This window comes from Epilithonimonas sp. 33E (genome assembly GCF_059372615.1).
Map to the genome: position 1 here is coordinate 2,429,461 of NZ_CM182009.1, position 19,764 is coordinate 2,449,224.

15 protein-coding genes and 1 CRISPR repeat array (1 of these 16 only partly in view) are annotated in these 19,764 nt (G+C 35.2%); of the genes, 7 read left to right on the forward strand and 8 right to left on the reverse strand.

Translation table 11 applies throughout. The features are described from left to right. Window positions 1-1,906: direct repeats of the CRISPR family, unit length 47 nt; unit sequence GTTGTGAATTGCTTTCATTTATCCGTATCTTTGAGATACAACACAAC (it extends 526 nt beyond the left edge of the window). A 58-nt stretch (window positions 1,907-1,964) separates the two neighbouring features. The 4 genes from cas2 to AC5P2S_RS11135 all read right to left on the reverse strand — a co-directional run bounded on the left by cas2 (window position 1,965) and on the right by AC5P2S_RS11135 (window position 8,704). Then, on the reverse strand, window positions 1,965-2,303 hold the full coding sequence (gene cas2 / locus AC5P2S_RS11120; protein ID WP_426278398.1) for a CRISPR-associated endonuclease Cas2: 339 nt from the start codon (window positions 2,301-2,303) through the stop codon (window positions 1,965-1,967). Further along, window positions 2,300-3,193 (reverse strand): type II CRISPR-associated endonuclease Cas1, encoded by an 894-nt coding sequence (gene cas1, locus AC5P2S_RS11125; protein ID WP_494554878.1) that lies wholly within the window; start codon window positions 3,191-3,193, stop codon window positions 2,300-2,302. Before cas1 ends, cas2 begins: the two co-directional genes overlap by 4 nt. 3 nt (window positions 3,194-3,196) lie before the next feature. Then, the gene (gene cas9 / locus AC5P2S_RS11130; RefSeq protein ID WP_494554879.1) at window positions 3,197-7,486 is read right to left on the reverse strand and encodes a type II CRISPR RNA-guided endonuclease Cas9; all 4,290 of its coding nucleotides are present in this window, start codon (window positions 7,484-7,486) and stop codon (window positions 3,197-3,199) included. A gap of 393 nt (window positions 7,487-7,879) precedes the next feature. Beyond that, window positions 7,880-8,704 (reverse strand): helix-turn-helix domain-containing protein, encoded by an 825-nt coding sequence (locus AC5P2S_RS11135; RefSeq protein ID WP_494554880.1) that lies wholly within the window; start codon window positions 8,702-8,704, stop codon window positions 7,880-7,882. A gap of 230 nt (window positions 8,705-8,934) precedes the next feature. On the opposite strand from AC5P2S_RS11135, the gene moaA reads away from it, so the two are divergent. Genes moaA through AC5P2S_RS11160 form a run of 5 tightly spaced genes read left to right on the forward strand, consistent with a single transcriptional unit; the run spans window position 8,935 to window position 13,241 of the window. After that, a complete protein-coding gene (gene moaA / locus AC5P2S_RS11140) occupies window positions 8,935-9,921 on the forward strand; it encodes a GTP 3',8-cyclase MoaA (RefSeq protein WP_494554881.1) in 987 nt (328 codons plus the stop codon). A gap of 2 nt (window positions 9,922-9,923) precedes the next feature. Continuing rightward, window positions 9,924-11,123, forward strand: a complete 1,200-nt coding sequence (locus AC5P2S_RS11145; RefSeq protein WP_494554882.1) for a molybdopterin molybdotransferase MoeA — start codon at window positions 9,924-9,926, stop codon at window positions 11,121-11,123. 7 nt (window positions 11,124-11,130) lie between these two features. Beyond that, window positions 11,131-11,607: a cyclic pyranopterin monophosphate synthase MoaC gene (moaC, locus tag AC5P2S_RS11150; protein ID WP_494554883.1), complete on the forward strand. Its 477-nt coding sequence runs from the start codon at window positions 11,131-11,133 to the stop codon at window positions 11,605-11,607. Further along, entirely contained in the window at window positions 11,588-12,196 is a 609-nt protein-coding gene (locus AC5P2S_RS11155) for an NTP transferase domain-containing protein (protein ID WP_494554884.1), read from the forward strand. Before moaC ends, AC5P2S_RS11155 begins: the two co-directional genes overlap by 20 nt. A gap of 10 nt (window positions 12,197-12,206) precedes the next feature. After that, a complete protein-coding gene (locus tag AC5P2S_RS11160) occupies window positions 12,207-13,241 on the forward strand; it encodes a ThiF family adenylyltransferase (RefSeq protein ID WP_494554885.1) in 1,035 nt (344 codons plus the stop codon). A gap of 52 nt (window positions 13,242-13,293) precedes the next feature. Here the strand turns inward: AC5P2S_RS11160 and AC5P2S_RS11165 are convergent, their stop codons facing one another. Further along, a complete protein-coding gene (locus tag AC5P2S_RS11165; protein WP_494554886.1) occupies window positions 13,294-13,530 on the reverse strand; it encodes a hypothetical protein in 237 nt (78 codons plus the stop codon). A 108-nt stretch (window positions 13,531-13,638) separates the two neighbouring features. Beyond that, window positions 13,639-15,024, reverse strand: a complete 1,386-nt coding sequence (mnmE, locus tag AC5P2S_RS11170; protein ID WP_494554887.1) for a tRNA uridine-5-carboxymethylaminomethyl(34) synthesis GTPase MnmE — start codon at window positions 15,022-15,024, stop codon at window positions 13,639-13,641. A 202-nt stretch (window positions 15,025-15,226) separates the two neighbouring features. On the opposite strand from mnmE, the gene tyrS reads away from it, so the two are divergent. Beyond that, window positions 15,227-16,522 carry a tyrosine--tRNA ligase gene (gene tyrS / locus AC5P2S_RS11175; protein ID WP_494554888.1) on the forward strand — a complete coding sequence of 432 codons (1,296 nt, stop codon included), beginning with the start codon at window positions 15,227-15,229 and terminating at the stop codon, window positions 16,520-16,522. 73 nt (window positions 16,523-16,595) lie between these two features. Here the strand turns inward: tyrS and AC5P2S_RS11180 are convergent, their stop codons facing one another. Continuing rightward, on the reverse strand, window positions 16,596-17,546 hold the full coding sequence (locus AC5P2S_RS11180; protein WP_283417946.1) for an isopenicillin N synthase family dioxygenase: 951 nt from the start codon (window positions 17,544-17,546) through the stop codon (window positions 16,596-16,598). A gap of 115 nt (window positions 17,547-17,661) precedes the next feature. Here AC5P2S_RS11180 and AC5P2S_RS11185 point away from each other — a divergent pair, with 115 nt between their 5' ends. Further along, the gene (locus AC5P2S_RS11185; protein ID WP_283417945.1) at window positions 17,662-18,300 is read left to right on the forward strand and encodes an alpha/beta hydrolase; all 639 of its coding nucleotides are present in this window, start codon (window positions 17,662-17,664) and stop codon (window positions 18,298-18,300) included. Window positions 18,301-18,375: 75 nt separating this feature from the next. Here AC5P2S_RS11185 and AC5P2S_RS11190 read toward each other — a convergent pair whose 3' ends face one another. Continuing rightward, window positions 18,376-19,674 (reverse strand): aminopeptidase P family protein, encoded by a 1,299-nt coding sequence (locus AC5P2S_RS11190; protein WP_283417944.1) that lies wholly within the window; start codon window positions 19,672-19,674, stop codon window positions 18,376-18,378. Window positions 19,675-19,764: the final 90 nt, after the last annotated feature.

Genomic DNA, 19,764 nt, shown 5'->3' on the forward strand with positions numbered 1-19,764 from the left:
ATCGGAGTTATAAGTTGTGAATTGCTTTCATTTATCCGTATCTTTGAGATACAACACAACCATTCATGTGGAGTTCACCGACACCACCTTGTTGTGAATTGCTTTCATTTATCCGTATCTTTGAGATACAACACAACTATATTGATAATTAAATATTATAAAATGTGGTTGTGAATTGCTTTCATTTATCCGTATCTTTGAGATACAACACAACCGGTTAACGTTATACCTATTCATCAATCTTGTTGTGAATTGCTTTCATTTATCCGTATCTTTGAGATACAACACAACAATTTTCATCAAGATCACTATCTAATGTAAGTTGTGAATTGCTTTCATTTATCCGTATCTTTGAGATACAACACAACGTTTGGCACTACCAGCAGGCAAATGCCAGCGTTGTGAATTGCTTTCATTTATCCGTATCTTTGAGATACAACACAACAAAATTTAATTTTTGTCCGAAAAAGGTTAAGTTGTGAATTGCTTTCATTTATCCGTATCTTTGAGATACAACACAACGGATCCCGCACAAGCTTGATGTAAGCCATGGTTGTGAATTGCTTTCATTTATCCGTATCTTTGAGATACAACACAACATTTACAACGGTCAGATTATCTCGGTTATGGTTGTGAATTGCTTTCATTTATCCGTATCTTTGAGATACAACACAACGGACCAAAAGCAATCCTTTGTTTTTGACGGGTTGTGAATTGCTTTCATTTATCCGTATCTTTGAGATACAACACAACAAGCAACAATTTGGAGTGCTCCCAAATTTGGTTGTGAATTGCTTTCATTTATCCGTATCTTTGAGATACAACACAACGCATTGAAAAAAGGCCAGGAGGAGACTGCGGTTGTGAATTGCTTTCATTTATCCGTATCTTTGAGATACAACACAACCTATCCTTATGATTATGGTTTACCCACTCCGTTGTGAATTGCTTTCATTTATCCGTATCTTTGAGATACAACACAACTATTTAAATCAAAACTAAATAAGTTTAACAGTTGTGAATTGCTTTCATTTATCCGTATCTTTGAGATACAACACAACGGATTTAAAATTCGAATCGTTAGAGCTTCTGTTGTGAATTGCTTTCATTTATCCGTATCTTTGAGATACAACACAACTGATGATGAAGATCTTGTTAACGTACAATGGTTGTGAATTGCTTTCATTTATCCGTATCTTTGAGATACAACACAACCAGGCTATTTAGAAGAAAGTAAACACCTAGTTGTGAATTGCTTTCATTTATCCGTATCTTTGAGATACAACACAACGATGTAAAGATAAGACAATTATTTAATACTGTTGTGAATTGCTTTCATTTATCCGTATCTTTGAGATACAACACAACTATGTTAGATATGGTTATGTACAAAGAACTGTTGTGAATTGCTTTCATTTATCCGTATCTTTGAGATACAACACAACCAGTAATGGTAGCTTCCTGAGAAGCATCGTGTTGTGAATTGCTTTCATTTATCCGTATCTTTGAGATACAACACAACTATGAAAAATTTGGTATATTTGTTTCATTAGTTGTGAATTGCTTTCATTTATCCGTATCTTTGAGATACAACACAACATTCTCCATTGTTAGGTTTTGGACCATTGAGTTGTGAATTGCTTTCATTTATCCGTATCTTTGAGATACAACACAACGAAGTAAAACGTTCTGCTAAAGAAAATCGGTTGTGAATTGCTTTCATTTATCCGTATCTTTGAGATACAACACAACTGACCTTTTTGAGCCCACGGGAGCGCTGATGTTGTGAATTGCTTTCATTTATCCGTATCTTTGAGATACAACACAACTGACCTTTTTGAGCCCACGGGAGCGCTGATGTTGTGAATTGCTTTCATTTATCCGTATCTTTGAGATACAACACAACCTCAAAATTTAACCCACTGAATTCCAGTGGGTTTATTTATTATTTAGGAAATAAAAAATTAGAATAATTCAAGTTGTTGGAAAGTCGGTGGCGGTTCTTCTTTATTTCTGGCAAAAAAGATTTCAATGTCTCCAAACTGCTTATCCGTAATGCACATAATGGCGACTTTCCCCGCTTTCGGCAACATAAATTTGACCCTCTTTATATGAACTTCAGCATTTTCACGGCTCGGACAGTGGCGAACATACATGGAAAACTGAAATAATGTAAAACCATCATCAATTAATGATTTCCGAAAGCGGTTCGCATCTTTCATGTTCGCTTTAGTCTCAGTCGGAAGATCGTATAATACTAAAACCCACATAATTCGGTATGCATTAAACCTTTCGGCATTCATATCAGTTCAGGATAAGAGATCAACCGTTTTTCGCCTGTATAACATTTATAAAGCGATGATGCCGTAGTTTTTACAGCCACCAGCAATGGTCTTGTTTTGTTGTCGATCAGAATATCTTTAGTCGCAATCTGAAGAATGTGTGCTTTAAATTCCTTTGTAAGTTCTTCTGTTTCAGGATTCATCTTTAGCCATTGCATAACCAATAAATCAGCAAAAGGACGATAAGGTTCCATTAAATCATCTGCAAGACAATACGGATTGTATTTATTTTTATGAAAAATACCGAGAACAGGCAATAATCCCGTTTCCACAATGGCTCTTGCAACAATACTTCTGAGCACTGCATATCCAAAATTGAAAAACTGATTGGGTGAATCTCCGAAACGCTGTCTTAGAAAATCAAGACTAATCAAATATTTCCAATAATGTTGAGCTGCAATCCCCTCCATGTTGGTGACGTCACCAGACTTTACATTTCTTTGATATTCAATCATGGGTTCATAATAATTTCCCAGCTTCATCAAAACGTTTTTCTGATTTTCAATCTTACATTCTACAGTCTGTTTCCAAAGTTGTTTTTTGAGCGGTTCGCTGGCTTCCAACTGGTCTTTTACCCGATCCGAATGTTCAGTATGCCCGTACAACGGAAGCATTATTCCGTGCGGTAAATGATGGGCATCACAACTCACTACCACGACATTATTTCCCATCATTTTCTGAATTAAATTATGAGAAATGGTAATCTGAAAATGGTCTAACATCAGCAATCCCAAATCTTCCACAGGAACACTCCCCTTTTCCGATTTGGTTTCAGGACAGAGAATTTTCAACTGCTCATCTTTTAGTTTGAGATAAGCGGGATTGCCGATGTAGATGGAGCGGGTAATCATAAACTATGCTTTTAAAATATTTCCCAAACGGTCAATTTTCATTTTAATAAAAATATCTTTAATAGATTTATTATTGTAAGAAGCTGTTTTAGAATCAAATGAACCTGAAGGTTTTTGTTTCTTTTCATTCCAAGTCATATCCATTTCTTTAGGATAGATATTTTTAGCAAAAGAATTTTGACTAAAATAAATTGTGTATCCCGAAAAGTCATTTACATTATAAATCCTTTCCAATTTTGTTTTATCCCATTTATTAAAATCAATTAGCTGAGGCGAATTAGCTTCATCTTCTGTTGGAATATAAACTAAATCTAATGGAGATAGACATTGATATAATAAAACTCCATTTTGATTTGTTTCCGGAACTGCTTGTAAACCTTGTTTTAATCTTTCAATTACAATATCTAAACGAATACTTTCATAACTTTTTTTACCATTCTCATCTTTATATATTGCAAAAAATAAGTTAGGAGAACCTTGAACATATTTATCAACTTTATTTCCTGTTTGCCCTAAGGCGAACCTTCCCTTGCCTTTTTCATAAAAACGAACTTTGATAATTGGCTGATGTGATTTACCATCATTATACTTTTCAATATTTTTATTAAGATCTTCAATTCCTTCTGGAGAAAAAGCTAATTCGGGATTACCATCTTTTGCCTCAAGATAATTTCTGAGAATTTTTTGAATTCCCGTATCCGTAATTTTTTTGATTTTTTCCAAATTGAAGCTTGTATCCAAAGACTTTCTTGTAGCTGTGACAAATTCTCCATTGCTTGTTTCAACCCAAGGCAAATTAATTTTCCCTGAAACGGTTTCTTCGTGTAACGATTTTCTTATCGCCCAATTCGTCCCAGTCTGTTCTACTCTTTCCTTTATCTTTACTCCATCTTTCTCCACATATTTTTCATAATAATTTGTAGCTTTATTGATTACTCTGAGATTTTGCTTAAAGCTTACAATTATTTTCTCCAAATTATTTTTTGCATCAATTGTAAAGTGTTCCCAAGGTTTTTTAAACTCAGTGAATTTATCTCGTTCACTACCATCTTTATCTATCCATTTTTCAGTATGACGAAGTTTATACTGCAAATCATAACGTTTAGTATCGGATTTTGCAGATTGGTTATTCAATAAATTCACGTGGTTTTTCGTCGCACAAGCGATTACCAAAGCATCCAAAGCGTGATGACGATGATCGATTCTTTTCTTTGAAAATCCTTTAGAAAATTCAATCGGAACAGTTGGCAAATATTTCTGATGATTTTCATTCCAGGCTGTGAAATCTGTTGAATTGGTTAACTGATTCATTCTTTCAAAACGTGGCAATATCAAATCATTCCAAACATCATTCAGTCCCCAATCCTGTTTTAGCTGTATTGTGATCTTTCCATTTCCGGGAACAATATTTTTAGAATTTATACCTTCATCTGTTCCGTCTTCTACTCTTACAATATTGGAAAGCAAACCAGAAATATATTTACTGATATGACGTGTATCATTCAACTGGCGTTCAATCATTTTTTCAGGGATTTCTTCTAATAAAAGCTTATTTCTCTTACCTCGATTATTAGCGTAATGTTTTTTAACGAAATCTTCATATTCTTCGGCTTCAAAAACCTTTACATTTTTCCCAAAACCAAGCTCAATAATAGTCCCTCCAAATTGCTTAATAAAACCAAGTCCGATATAATTATCCTTCAATTTGTTAACTGCGGATTCACAAATGATTTTATTGCTAAAACTATCATCGAAATATCTACTTTGCGGAATGATATGTTCAATTTCATATTCCGGTGTAAACAGTTTATTTAACGGAATAATCTGTCCTGTATAAGGCGATTTATATTTCTGTTCCAGCCATAACTTATATCTTTTTAAATCTGATGGAGAAGGTTGTGCGGTTTTGCTGATTTTCAAATATTCATCCTCTATTTCAATACCTGAATTCAAAACACCATCTTCATAGATTTTCAAAATTTCCTGTTGCATTGGCGAAAAGGGACGGACATTTTCCACTGAATGGTCATTCATCATTTCAGCCAATAAAGCTTTGATTCGGAGATTGGTATTTTCGTTTTCAGAAATTTTACGAGTAAGGTCTTCTCTCTCTTTTGCTGGAAGTTTCATTTCTCTTCCTAACTCGATATGAATTTCGTTAAAGAAATCTTTGGCTCCGTTTCCGTATTTCAGCCAAATATCTTTTACAACGCGTAAAGTTTCGGTAATGACCTGCTCAACAATCGGGTTACGAAGCGAATGTTGTTTAAAATCTTTTAAAAATTCTTCTAAATCATCTGTAGAATTCCATTTCCCAATCATTGAAGCTTCCGAATGTCTTCCGTAAACAATATATTGAGCTAACCATAATTGCAATCCCTGAAAATCATTTTCAGTCGTAAGATGAACTGCTTTTTCTCTTACTTTATCTTTGATATTTTCATCATATTCTCCATTGATAATTTTCTGAATTTTGTTATTCGAATTTTTATCAATATCAGCGTAACTCCAATATTTTCCCAATCGCATCAGAGGCAACAATTTCTTAATCGCTTTTTCAGAAAAAGAACCATATTCACTTTTGAAAGGTGGAAATTTTCTAAATGCTTCAAAGAAAGAAACTTCGTCCAAATTATTTTTATTGGCAAAAGATTTCAAGGCTTTTTCATATTCAATTTTATCATTGACAGAATAGATGATGTGCCAAATCTTCTGCTCAATTTCTCTCGTCAGGAAATCATCAGAAATATTCTCAACTTTATCTAATCTTGAAGAAATCATTGTTTTAGTTTCGTTGCAGGGATATTTTTTATCTTCTACAAAGTTCCAACGATGCGTTTTATCATTTAGTTTAAAATGTTTGAGTAAAGCTTTTTGGTCAACTTCTTTTCTGTTATTTAAAAATTCAAATAAATTTTCAAAATCTTTGGTCGTGTTTAAAAACTCTTTTGTAACGGAATTTTGTTCATCATCTCTTCTATAAATATTTAAATTGTACATCCATTGCCAAATCCTGAATTCCTGGTAATAAGGATTGGATTTTGGAATCGCTTTTAAATATTGTGTCTGCTCTGCTTCATTTTCGTTTTTATATTTTCTGAATTCCAAAGTACAGTTTGAAATAGAAGATTTCTGGCTTCTCAATGGTCTTTGGTAGAAAATAATATCCTCCATTAAAAGATGAACAAAATCTTTTTTGCTGAGAGTCAGTTGATGTGCTTCATTATTTCGGTACAATTCACGAACACAATCACTGTACAAATCATCATTCTGTAATTCGGGATGAAACTCTTTCTGCTTTTCCAAAATCTGTTTCAGTTCATCTTTATAGAATTTTCTTTCAATCGTACGGACAAGTTTTCCTTTGATTTTTTGTTTCGGATTTTGAAGAAGTGTTTCGTAAATGTAGGTTCCGACAGTTTTATCTGAATTATCGATTTCTTGTTCTGTCTTAGTTTTGATAGCAATCCAATCTTTTTCAGAATCAACTGCTTTAAAGGTTCTTTTTATATCACCGGTTTTCAAGAATGATTCAGTAACAATAAATTCCTTTACGCGTTCTATCCAATCTTCTGTTTTTACAATTTGTTTATCATATTTCCAGCCATTCTCGAAATAAACATCATACAATATTTTGCCCTTCACATTATCTCCGGAATCAACAATCTTATCAACTTTTAAACGTACAAACGTTTTATCTTTTTCTTCTTCAAAATCTTCACCACGCAATTGATAATATCCACGTTTCTGGTTAAAGTTTAAAAGAATCCAAGCCAATTCCTGTCTCCCTATTTTTTGAGTTAAAGCTTTATTACGCAAGAAATAAATCGTCCAGTCATAAGGAACTTTTTTATCATTTTCTAAAAGCTGTGGCTGATGTTTTTTAAAATCGGAAAGCATTTCTTCAAATGAATTTTTAAAAATAAATCCATTTTTATTATATGCCAGTTTAGGTTCTGTTTCTTCTTTAAACTTCCCAAAGCGTTTTTCAAAATCAATTTGAGAAGCATAATGTTCAGGAAGAAAGCTCAAAATATTGAGAATCCTGTGAAGTCTTTCTCTCCTCAACAGAAATCGCTCACGAAGTCTTCTTACACCTCTATAATCTGTTCTTGCGGCAGTTTGTGAAACAGAATTTCCTTTTCCAAACTCACCAATAATATCCTGAGACATCGGAATAATTCTACTTCCCATGCCAAGAATCTTACCTTCTTTTTTATCGAAATCTTGATTGATTAACGCCCATCCAATCGAGTTAGTTCCCAAGTCTAATCCAAGTATATTTTTTGCCATAGCTATTTAGTTTTTGATAAAGCATAAAAATAAAGAGAAAAAAAATAAATATTTTACGGAAAACCATAAAACAGATAAAAAAATAATTTTTAGATTTGTAACCGAAAGCAATTCACAATAAGGATTATTCCGTTGTGAAAACATTTAGCGCCTCGCCTATCTGCGGGGTATTTTTTATGTCTAATATATAATAAATTTAAAAAAGCAGTGTGTGGTACATAAAGCAGGCTAGCCACAACGTTAAAAAATATTTAGGACAGGACGTTTTTATTTCCAAACAATTGACATTTAGCGGAATTTTATTTCTCTTTTATAAAATAAGGAGTAGAATTATCCTGATGACAAATTATTAATGTTTTCTAAGTCTTTCACAACCTGTTGCAATAAGCTTTACTAATCCATTACTTGTCGATATGATTTGGGAGTCATTCCCATTTCTGTTCTGAAAAAATAAGAGAAATGTGATAGACTCTGAAAGCCCAGTTCAAAGGATATTTCTTTAATAGTTTTATCGGAACTGTGTAACAATTTTTTCGCTTCAAGCAATACGCGTTCCTTAATAAATTTTAAAGGTGATTTCTTATATTGCTCCCTACAAATAACCCCTAAGTAGTTAGGTGTAATTGATAATTCTTTAGCATAAAACGCAACACTTTTTTGAGTTTTATAATATTTATCTACCAATAAGTGAAATTTAAATGCAAAATTAGTTCCACCAGTTGCAATCCCAGAATTACCATATGCATGTTCTACCCATAAATTAATTATAAGAGCCAAGAGTCTAACTCTAGCATTAATCAATTCAGAAAACATAAACTTAGAATGGAGTTCTTTTCTGATGGCATCAAATTCGTCACTGAACTTTTGATACGTTTCATCATTAGGATATACCATTTCATATTTACTATATATTGAGAATGTGTATTTCAATTCCGGTGCAAACGTTTCAAGAAGTGAATCATCAACAATAAGTCTTCTTCCTGTAGTATCCGGAGAAAATTCCCACTTATAAACTCTTTTGGGAAGGTGGATAAATAATTGTTTCGATTTCAGACTATACTTATTAAGATCAGTTACACAATTTCCGGAATCGCATTTATCAAGAAGAATTATTGTAAAAGCATTATCCGGAAAATCATTAAGTATATCTGGACCTATTTTGCTTTGAAAAACAACATTTATCTTTTCTGTATCTTTATTAAAATCTACTCTTGCCATATATTAATTTCATTTTCCTTATTTAATTATTTAAAACTCATTTACTATTTTATGTTTAATAATATTCATAAATATATAAAGATCCCAAAAATAATTAACATAATAGTATATGTTTAATTAATGAATATCACAAATTGTGAATTTCATATCATATTCCCAATATCACTCGCTGGTGTCCGATTTCAAAACCAAACATTCAGTATATTTGTAATAAGACTTATTCTATTTAAATGTTGACAGATCAATTTGGAAGGAGCATCAACTATCTCCGGCTTGCTATCGTAGACCGGTGTAATCTTCGGTGTACCTATTGTATGCCGGAAAACGGTCTTAGCTGGATTAAGCAAAATGAATTAATGACGGATGAAGAAATGCTCAGAATCTGTTCGGTATTTACAGAATTGGGAGTTGATAAAATCAGGATAACGGGAGGAGAACCTTTTGTCAGAAAAAATAGTATTGAACTTATCCAAAATCTATCGCAATTAGCCGGACTTACTGACCTCAGCATTACCACCAATGGTCTTCTCACCGAACAATATATCCCGCAACTTAAAAAATTCGGGATAAAATCTGTCAATCTAAGTCTTGATACTCTTGATAAGGAACGCTTTTTCAAAATTACCCGGAGAAATAGCTTTGATAAAGTCATGAAAACTTTAGATGGTTTATTACAGTATGGTATAAAGGTAAAAATCAATACGGTGGTCATGGAAGGGCAAAATACTGAAGATATCATTCCGTTGATAATGCTCACAAAAGAGCTTCCGGTAGATGTCCGCTTTATTGAAGAAATGCCTTTTAATGGTGGCAATAATGATATTTCCCTGAAATGGAATTTTGCACAAATTTATAATCACATCAAAGATCATTTCCCTGAAATCCAAAAGACGGTTGATCCTAAAAGCTCAACCTCATATAACTATAAAATCCCAGGATTTATAGGAGATATAGGAATCATTGCAGCTTACACCCGTTCATTTTGTGGAGATTGCAATAGGATCAGAATCACTCCTTCTGGTATCCTCAGAACTTGTTTATATGAAGGAACTGGCGTAAATCTGAAAGATGAAATCCGTATGGGAAAAACAGATGAAGCGCTGAAAAACATTATCATCAGTAGCATACACAAAAAACCGAAAGATGGCTGGGAAGCTCAGAAACTGAGTTTAACCGCCTCGCAAATACATCAGTCAATGGCAACAATAGGAGGATAATTATGGAAATGATCAGTGTAAAGCAGGCAGAAGAAATCATACTTTCTCAGATTAAAAACTTTGGAACAGAAGAAATTTTCTATGAAAATGCCTTAGGAAGAATTTTAGCGGAAGATATTTTGGCTGATCGCGATTTGCCGCCATTCGACAGATCAACGGTAGACGGAATTGCCATCAGCTTTACATCCTATGAAAAAGGATTGCGTGACTTTACCGTCAAAGCTGTACAGGCAGCGGGAGAAGTTCCGGTTTCTATTGATAATGAAAATGATTGCATAGAAATTATGACTGGAGCTGCATTGCATTCTTCAATGGATACTGTTATTCGCTATGAAGATATTTTGATAAACAGCAATATAGCAAGCATTAATATTGATGTTAAAAAAGGACAGAATATCCATCTGAAAGGAAGAGATAAAAAGGCAGGAGAAATATTGGTAAAAACCAATCAGCTAATCACTCCGTCTATTCTCGGGATTGCCGCATCTGTCGGAAAAACATATCTGAAAGTGAAAAAACTTCCCAGAGTAGCTATTATTTCCACGGGAGACGAAATGATTCCGCCTGAAAATACTCCTACTCCATTTCAGCTGAGACGTTCCAACGGAATCACTATAAAATCTGTTTTGGAAAAATATAAAATTGATGCTGACTGGCTGCATTGGAATGATGATTTTGAATTCATAAAAAAAGAACTATCCCAATGTATCGATAATTACGATATTTTACTGTTGAGTGGCGGGGTTTCTATGGGAAAATTTGATTATTTGCCCAAAGCCTGCGAAGAACTGGGAATAGAACAGCTTTTTCACAAAATAAAGCAAAGACCGGGAAAACCTTTCTGGTTCGGAAAAAGTCAAAACGAAAAATTGGTTTTTGCATTCCCTGGAAACCCGGTTTCCGTATTCATGTGCCTGCACCGGTATTTTATTCCCTGGCTGGAAAGATCTTTGGAAATCCCGGAAAATCCCCAATATGCCGTTTTACAAAATGATATAGATTTCCCTTTTTCATTACAATATTTCGCCCAGGTTAAACTCAGCATGAATCCATCAGGACAGTTAATTGCAGAATCAGTCAACACCAATGGATCCGGAGATTTTTCCCATCTTGCGGAAACTGATGCATTCATAGAACTTCCTCTGGAAAAAACTATGTTTAAGAAAGGCGAAGTCTATAAAATCTGGAGATATAATTTTTAATGTAATCATGACAAATTTTTCACATCTTAATAAAAAAGAACAGCCGGGTATGGTGAATGTAGGCAGTAAAAAGGTTACCCACCGGAAAGCAACTGCCAAAGCCATTGTGATACTTCCTGAACCTATTCTGGAAGCGCTTCAAAAAGATGATTTTAAAACTAAAAAAGGTTCTGTTTTCCAAACCGCCATCATTGCAGGGATAATGGCTGCAAAAAAAACAGGAGAACTGATTCCGCTCTGTCATCCTATTGGCATGGACAACTGTGAAATAGATATTGAAATCAACACTCAAAATGAAATTGAAATCTATTGTACTGCTGAAATCGAAGCTAAAACAGGCATCGAAATGGAAGCATTGACAGGCGCATCTGTTGCCGCACTTACCATTTATGATATGTGCAAAGCGATGAGTCATGACATCGTAATCAAAGAAATACAACTCACCGAAAAATCCGGAGGAAAAAATGATTTCAAAAGAGAGTAATTTCCCAAAACTCTACGGATTGGTACTCGCGGGAGGAAAAAGCCGGCGAATGGGAAACCCTAAAGATAAAATCAACTGGCATGGAAAAGAGCAGCGGTATTATGCGGCTGATCTTTTAGCTCCGTTTTGTGACGAGGTTTTTATTTCCTGCAGGCAAGACCAGCTGGAAAATTTTGATCCAAATTACAATGCCCTCACCGATACTTTTCTGAATATGGGACCTTTCGGTGGAATACTTTCGGCGTTGCGTTCTCAAAGAGATAAGGCATGGTTGGTCGTTGCCTGCGATTTACCTTTGTTGGATGAAAAATCATTAGAGTTTCTAATTGAAAACAGGAATATAGAAAAAGCAGCCACCACTTATGAAAGTCCTTTTGATGGTTTACCCGAGCCGTTGATTACGATTTGGGAACCCAAAAGCTATCCTTTGCTTCTCAATTTTTTAGGATCAGGAATTACCTGCCCAAGGAAAGTTCTGATCAACAGTGATACTTTAATCCTGAAACCAGGCAACCCCGATTCTTTAATGAACGTAAATACACCTGAAGATGTGGCAAAAGCACAGGATATTTTAAGAAAACATATTTAATTGAAAGAATATGAGTCACCCGCTTGAACGTTATCATTGCCAGATGGCTTTACCCGGATTTGGGATTTCCTCCCAGGAACTTCTCAAAAACGCTAAAGTCCTGATTGTGGGAATGGGCGGTCTTGGCTGTCCTTCGGCGCAATACCTGGTTTCTTCAGGGATAGGAACCATTGGTCTTGCCGATGATGATACCGTCTCCGAAAGCAATCTGCACCGCCAGATTTTATATGCTCCGGAAGATATCGGAAAATTAAAAGTTGACATTGCCACAACAAAATTACAGCAGCAAAATCCGTCGGTAAAAATAATTCCGTTTAATTTTCGGGTAACCTCCGACAACGTAATGGATTTGATTTCTGAATTTGATTTGATTATTGAAGGAACTGATAATTTTGAAACAAAATGTCTGCTGAGCGACGCTTGTGTACTGACGGGAAAACCTTTGGTCTATGGCGCCATTTATCAATACGAAGGTCAGGTAAGCATCTGGAATGTTTTACAAAAAGACGGCACTTACTCTCCCAATTACCGTGATGTTTTCCCGAATGCAGAAGAATCACAGGTTCCAAACTGCAGAGAAGGTGGTGTCTTGCCTACACTGGCAGGGATTGTCGGATGCATGCAGGCTAATGAAGCCATAAAATATTTTACAAATCCTGAAGATTTATTGGCAGGAAAGTTATGGATGATGAATGTTCTGAACGGCAAAACCCAGATTATCAGATTAAGAAAAACTTCCGTACAGATTACAGGTTTATCCCAAACTGTGAAAACTATTACGTGTGAACAACTGATGCAGAAGAAAGATCTTTTTGAAATCATAGATGTCCGCACAGCACAGGAACATGAACAGTTTAATATCGGTGGAATCAATATTCCCGTAGAAGAATTACCAGATCATTCAGATTATATTTCCGATTGTGAGAAACCTATTTTAATTTATTGCTTATCCGGGAAACGCAGTGCAGAGGCGGTGAGAAAAATCAAGAAGATTTTTCCTGAAAAGGAAGTGTTTTCTTTAAAAGATGGCATTCAAAAAATGTAATGAAGGATAATTTCTTATTTTAAATCATTAAGGAATAATCATTTTTTTAATGCTAATCAATAATATTCTGAGTTATTTTCCGGAAAACAGCAATATGTTCTCCCACGATTTCATGAATGGTCTCGTCGATCATGATGCACATGCTGTTTAAGGCTAAATCATTGGCATCAGTTCCAAAAGGTTCCTCAATTTCGTCGGCTATCGCTTCAAATGCCACAAAAGTATAAGCTACAAATACGACAATAAGTGGCATAAACCATCCCAAAGAATCGACTAAGCCGAATAACACTAGATTTTCGCAAGTTTCTGCAATTCTTCAAAATTAAAATATTGCCTTTTGGTCCCTTTTTCTTTGATTCCTTTGACTGGTTGTATTATAGTGATTAGAAAATGGCGGTTACTTTCCGATACAAAACTTACTAAAAATATTCCCTAATATCTCATCATTGCTAAATTCACCCGAAATTTCACCAAGATATTCCAAAGCGTTTCTCAGTTCATAGGCCAAAAGTTCTGTTGTAATTTGTGAACTTACAGCGTCATCAACTTGCTTAACCGAGTTCAGAGACTTTTGTAAAGCCTCGTAATGACGTTGATTGGTAATGACAACATTTCCTTCTTCAGATTTCAAATGCTCAACATAAGAAGATAATTCGTTTTTTAAATCCTGAATATTTTGATTTTCCACTGCCGAAATTTTTATAAAATCAAAATCAGTCGAGATTTCGTTTCTGAAAATCTGCTCTAACTTTTCATATTGGGTCGGAATAACCTCATCAATTTTTGTAGCACAGATAATCAACTTCAGACCATCTCTCAATAAGGATTTTATCATTTCAACATCTTCAGAAAAATCCTCGGTTCCTGCATCAGCCAAATACACCAAAATTTCTGCATTTTCAACTTTCTCTTTTGCCTTTTTTACACCAATCGCTTCAATTTCGTCATCAGTTTCGCGCAAACCAGCCGTATCAATTAATCGGAAAGCATGTCCTTTGATGTGCAGGATTTCTTCAATTGTATCTCGTGTTGTTCCTGCGATGTTGCTTACAATCGCTCTTTCTTCTTTCAACAGTGCATTAAGAAGTGTGGATTTTCCGGCATTTGGTTTCCCGATAATGGCAACAGCAGTTCCATTTTTAATTGCATTACCGTATTGGAAACTTTCAATCAAAGAATTCAATTTGTCTTCGATTTTATAAAGTAAGGATTTAAGAGCTGTTCTGTCAGCAAATTCAACATCTTCTTCTGCAAAATCAAGTTCCAGTTCAATTAAAGATGTGAAGTTCAACAAGTCATTTCGCAGGAATGAAATCTCATTGGAAATTCCACCTTTCAATTGATTCAGGGCTACTTTTCGGGATGCTTCATTTTCAGATGCAATAAGATCTGCAATAGATTCGGCCTGAGACAGATCGATTCTGCCATTCATGAAAGCGCGCATCGTAAATTCTCCTGCTTTTGCCATTCTTGCTCCGTTTTTAATTAAAGCTTCAAGAATTTTTTTCCCTATATAAGGTGAGCCATGGAAAGATATCTCTACAGAATTTTCGGTCGTAAAAGTTTTCGGAGCGTGAAAAACAGAAACCATTACCTCATCAATCGTTTCTTCTTCATCCTTGATGAAACCATAATGGATGGTGTGAGATTTCACTTTTTCCAGATTTTTCCCTGTGAAAATTTTATTAACAATTTCGAAAGATTGGCTGCCGGAAACCCTGATGATTCCAATTGCTCCGATTCCATTAGCCGTTGCCAGCGCACAAATAGTATCCTGATTCATAATCGCAAAGTTACGGGATTAAAATCTAAATCAATTTCAAAAACATGGTGATTTTTAATTAATAATTCCTGAAACTCCATTGGTTAACATTGTAGGACAGCCAAGGTATTATCAACCTAAATTGAATACACTCAATAATTTCAAAAGATAAAACCAAATACAGTTAGTTATTCTTATCTTTGCCCCTAAAATTTTTTAGACAATGAATGCATTTATAGAAGAGCTGAAATGGCGCGGACTTTTTTCTGACATGACGCCGGGAACGGAAGATCAACTGAATAAAGAGATGACAAAAGCTTACATTGGATTTGATCCAACTGCGGATTCTTTGCATATCGGAAGTCTTATCCAGATCAAGATCCTGGCTCACTTTCAGCAGCACGGTCATCAGCCGATTGCTTTGGTTGGAGGCGCAACAGGAATGATTGGAGATCCTTCCGGGAAATCTGCAGAACGTAATCTTTTGAGCGAAGAAACGTTACTCTATTACGTTGATTGTCTGAAAAACCAGTTATCCAGATTCCTGAAATTTGACGGTGATGGCGATAACAAAGCAATCCTTGTGAACAATTATGATTGGATGAAGGATTTCACTTTCCTTGATTTTGCGAAAAACATCGGAAAACATATTACTGTCAATTATATGATGGCCAAAGACTCCGTAAAGAAACGTTTTTCAGGAGATTCCGGTGTTGACGGAATGAGTTTTACGGAATTCACGTATCAGCTTTTACAAGGTTACGATTACCTTCATCTTTATCAGAACAATGGTGTTAAGCTTCAGATGGGAGGTTCTGATCAGTGGGGAAATATCACAACAGGAACAGAATTAATCAGAAGAAAAGCACAAGGTGAAGCTTACGCTTTAACTGTTCCGTTGATTACAAAAGCAGATGGTTCCAAATTCGGAAAGTCCGAAAGCGGTGAAAACTATTGGTTAGACGCGAAGAAAACTTCACCTTACAAATTCTATCAGTTCTGGCTGAATGCCACTGACGATGATGCAGAACGTTTCATCAAATTCTACACGTTCCTTCCAAAAGAAGAGATCGAAGCTCTGGTTGAAGAACATAAAACAGCAGCGCACGAAAGAAAACTTCAGAAAAAACTGGCTGAAGAAGTGACGGTCTGGGTGCATGGACAGGCGGAATATGAAAAAGCATTGAAAGCATCCCAGATTCTTTTCGGACAATCGACCGCGGAAGATCTTGTAAGTCTTGATGAGGAATTATTCCTTCAGATTTTTGATGGTGTCCCTCAAAAAGACATCGCAAAATCAGAAGTTATTGGAAGCAATATCGTTGATTTGATTTCCGAAAAAATAGGTTTTCTAAAATCTAAAGGTGAAGCCAAAAGAGAATTGACAGGGAATGCAATCTCTGTTAATAAAACTAAAGTTGGTGAAGATTTCTCGATCTCTGAAAGTGATTTGATTGATGGAAAATTCCTTCTTCTGCAAAAAGGAAAGAAAAATTACTTTATTGTAAAAGCAGTTTAAAAAAAATTAGATTTTAAATAAATAAAAATACCGTTGAATTTTCAACGGTTTTTTGTCTTGAATATAATCCCAATTAGATTTTTATCAGACCTAATTCAATTAGTCTTTCTCTTAAAAATTCTCCTGCTGTTGCATCAGGATATAATTTCGGATTATTTTCATCCACACAATTCTCCAGCACATCCAAAGGCATATCACTTACAGGATGCATAAAGAACGGAATCGAATATCTTGAAGTTCCCCACAATTCTCTTGGCGGATTCACTACCCGGTGAATCGTAGATTTCAGTTTATTATTGGTATGTCTTGACAACATATCACCTACGTTGATCACCAGCTCATCTGGCTCAGCAATAGCATCAATCCAATCGCCATTGTGATTCTGAACCTGAAGGCCTTTTCCTTGAGAACCCATTAGAAGCGTGATTAAGTTGATGTCTCCGTGAGCAGCAGCTCTCACAGCATCGTCCGGTTCTTCTGTAATCGGCGGATAATGAATAGGTCTAAGGATAGAATTCCCTTCAGCTATTTTATCATCAAAATAAAATTCATCCAGATCAAGATATAAAGCCAAAGCTCTCAAAACATATTTCCCTGTTTTTTCAAGCATCTGATAAGTCTCCTTACCTACTTCATTGAACTTCGGAAGTTCCTCCACGATGACATTGTCAGGATATTCGTTTTTGTATTTTGAATCATCTGAAACATATTGTCCAAAATGCCAAAATTCTTTCAAATCTCCTTTTTTAAAACCTTTAGCCGTTTCTTTTCCGAAACCTACATAACCTCTTTGCCCTCCGATGCCGGGGATCTCATACTTCTGTTTCGTTTCCACGGGAAGGTCAAAAAAGTTTTTCACTTCTCCATACAATTCACTCACAAGCTTATCATCAAGGAAATGTCCTTTGAGGGCTACAAAACCAATTTCTTCATAAGCTTTTCCGATTTCATTTACAAATTTCTGTTTGCGTTCCGGGTTGTCCGAAAGGAAATCACGCAGATCTACACTAGGTATTTTGTCCATTGATAAATAGAAATTTTTGTCACGCAAAATTAGTGTTTTAATTTTTAGATGAGGTCTTGAAAACACAATAATTTAATATTCATAAAATGGTGCTTTTGGTTATATTTGCACACTTATGGAATTACAATATCTGGTCCGAGAACCACAGAATATCACACCTGAAACACCAATATTATTTATGCTTCATGGGTATGGGAGCAATGAGGAGGATCTGTTTAACTTTGTGCCTACTCTGCCGGAGGACTGGCTAGTTGTGAGTTTCCGTGCTCCTAAAAACTCAAATTACGGCGGATATGCGTGGTTTGATATAGATTTTAATAATCCATCGAATTTTCTGGATGAAAATGAAGGCAACGAAGCAGTGAAACTGGTTATGGAAAATATTATGTCCGTGACCAACAGATATGGACTAACTAACAATCCAACTCATCTTTGTGGTTTCAGCCAGGGTGGCATCATTGTTTATTCTCTGGCTTTGCAATACCCGGATTTATTTTCAAAAATTGCGTGTCTCAGCAGTTTTCCGGAAGAGAAAATGCTTAGAAATATAGTGAAGGATAAAAAGAAATATGAAAATCTACGTTTTTTTATCTCTCACGGTATGGAAGATGCTGTAATTCCTATAGACTGGGGAAGAAAAGCTGCGGAAATTTTGTATGATCTGAGCGCTTATTTTTCTTTCCGGGAATACATGAGCGGACACGGCGTTAACCAGAAAAACTATCTAGATCTGATGGAATTTTTCAAAAAGTAAAAATTTTAGTATTAAATAAAATCCCGAACATCAAATGATGTCCGGGATTTTTATGTTTGTTTAAAATTTGATATTTTAAGAATTCATTACATCTTCAATTTCTTCTACAGTTATAGGAATATTCGCCATCAGATTAAATGGCTTTCCTGAAGATTGGATGACGTAATCATCCTCGATTCTCACACCAAATCCTTCCGCTGGAATATAGAAGCCAGGCTCGTTTGTAAAGACCATATTTTCTACAAAATCATCTGTCAGGATCCCATAATCATGTGTGTCTAGTCCCATGTGATGAGATGTTCCATGCATCATATATTTTTTATATGCTGGCCATTTCGGATCTTCATTCTGAACATCGGCCTTATCGATCAATCCTAACTGAAGCAATTCCGACGTATAAACCTCTCCCATTTCTTTATGGAACCTGTGCCAGTTATTGCCAGCAACTAATCTGTCTTCAGCTTCAACTTTACATCTCAAAACCGAATTATAAATTTCCTTTTGTCTTTCAGAATATTTTCCGCTGACAGGAATAGTTCTGGTCAAGTCACTAGAGTAATTCGCATATTCTGCGCCTACATCCAAAAGAATTAAATCGCCTTCTTTACACTGCATATTATTAGCGATATAATGAAGAACATTCGCATTATTTCCACTTGCAATGATTGGGGTGTAAGCAAAACCTTTGCTTCTGTTTCTTACAAATTCGTGGATTAATTCGGCTTCAATCTCGTATTCCCAAACACCTGGTTTTACAAAGCTTAACAATCTTCTGATTCCTTTTTCCGTAATATTGCAGGCATTTTGGATTAATGCCAACTCTTCCGGTTCTTTGATGCTTCTTAAACGCTGAAGTATCGGATTACTTCTTTTATAGTTATGCATTGGAAACTCTGCCTGCACTTTTTTAATGAACCGGTCTTCTCTCAGTTCGGTTTCAACGGCACTTCTGTAATGTTCATTCTTGTTCAGATAAACATTTTCCGCTTCATACATCAATGATTTGAAAATTTTATCAAAATCACTTAGCCAATAAACCGTTTTGATTCCTGAAACTTCATAAGCCTGGTCTTTTGACAATTTTTCCCCTTCCCAAACAGCAATATGATCATTCGTTTCCCGTAAAAACAAAATTTCTCTGTTCTCTTCCAGATAAGCATCAGGAAAAATCACCAAAATACTCTCTTCCTGATCAACGCCACTCAGATAAAAAATATCGCGATGCTGCTGGAAAGGCATTGTAGAATCCGCACTGATCGGATAAATGTCGTTTGAGTTAAAAACGGCTAAAGATTTTGGTAAAAGTTTTTCTGCAAACTTCTTTCTGTTTTTTACAAAAAGAGAACTAGGAATTTGTTCGTATTTTGTTGTCATTGTAAAAATTGATTTTGAATTATAATTTCTTCCAATAAGAAATTAATTAAAAGTGACCCAAATTTACAAAACATAGCTGTGCAAAGCGGA

What these genes read in the sequence shown, in the direction of transcription:
- cas2 (WP_426278398.1), bottom strand. Translation starts at nt 2,303, where the DNA reads ATGAATGCCGAAAGGTTTAATGCATACCGAATTATGTGGGTTTTAGTA.
- cas1 (WP_494554878.1), bottom strand. Translation starts at nt 3,193, where the DNA reads ATGATTACCCGCTCCATCTACATCGGCAATCCCGCTTATCTCAAACTA.
- cas9 (WP_494554879.1), bottom strand. Translation starts at nt 7,486, where the DNA reads ATGGCAAAAAATATACTTGGATTAGACTTGGGAACTAACTCGATTGGA.
- AC5P2S_RS11135 (WP_494554880.1), bottom strand. Translation starts at nt 8,704, where the DNA reads ATGGCAAGAGTAGATTTTAATAAAGATACAGAAAAGATAAATGTTGTT.
- moaA (WP_494554881.1), top strand. Translation starts at nt 8,935, where the DNA reads ATGTTGACAGATCAATTTGGAAGGAGCATCAACTATCTCCGGCTTGCT.
- AC5P2S_RS11145 (WP_494554882.1), top strand. Translation starts at nt 9,924, where the DNA reads ATGGAAATGATCAGTGTAAAGCAGGCAGAAGAAATCATACTTTCTCAG.
- moaC (WP_494554883.1), top strand. Translation starts at nt 11,131, where the DNA reads ATGACAAATTTTTCACATCTTAATAAAAAAGAACAGCCGGGTATGGTG.
- AC5P2S_RS11155 (WP_494554884.1), top strand. Translation starts at nt 11,588, where the DNA reads ATGATTTCAAAAGAGAGTAATTTCCCAAAACTCTACGGATTGGTACTC.
- AC5P2S_RS11160 (WP_494554885.1), top strand. Translation starts at nt 12,207, where the DNA reads ATGAGTCACCCGCTTGAACGTTATCATTGCCAGATGGCTTTACCCGGA.
- mnmE (WP_494554887.1), bottom strand. Translation starts at nt 15,024, where the DNA reads ATGAATCAGGATACTATTTGTGCGCTGGCAACGGCTAATGGAATCGGA.
- tyrS (WP_494554888.1), top strand. Translation starts at nt 15,227, where the DNA reads ATGAATGCATTTATAGAAGAGCTGAAATGGCGCGGACTTTTTTCTGAC.
- AC5P2S_RS11180 (WP_283417946.1), bottom strand. Translation starts at nt 17,546, where the DNA reads ATGGACAAAATACCTAGTGTAGATCTGCGTGATTTCCTTTCGGACAAC.
- AC5P2S_RS11185 (WP_283417945.1), top strand. Translation starts at nt 17,662, where the DNA reads ATGGAATTACAATATCTGGTCCGAGAACCACAGAATATCACACCTGAA.
- AC5P2S_RS11190 (WP_283417944.1), bottom strand. Translation starts at nt 19,674, where the DNA reads ATGACAACAAAATACGAACAAATTCCTAGTTCTCTTTTTGTAAAAAAC.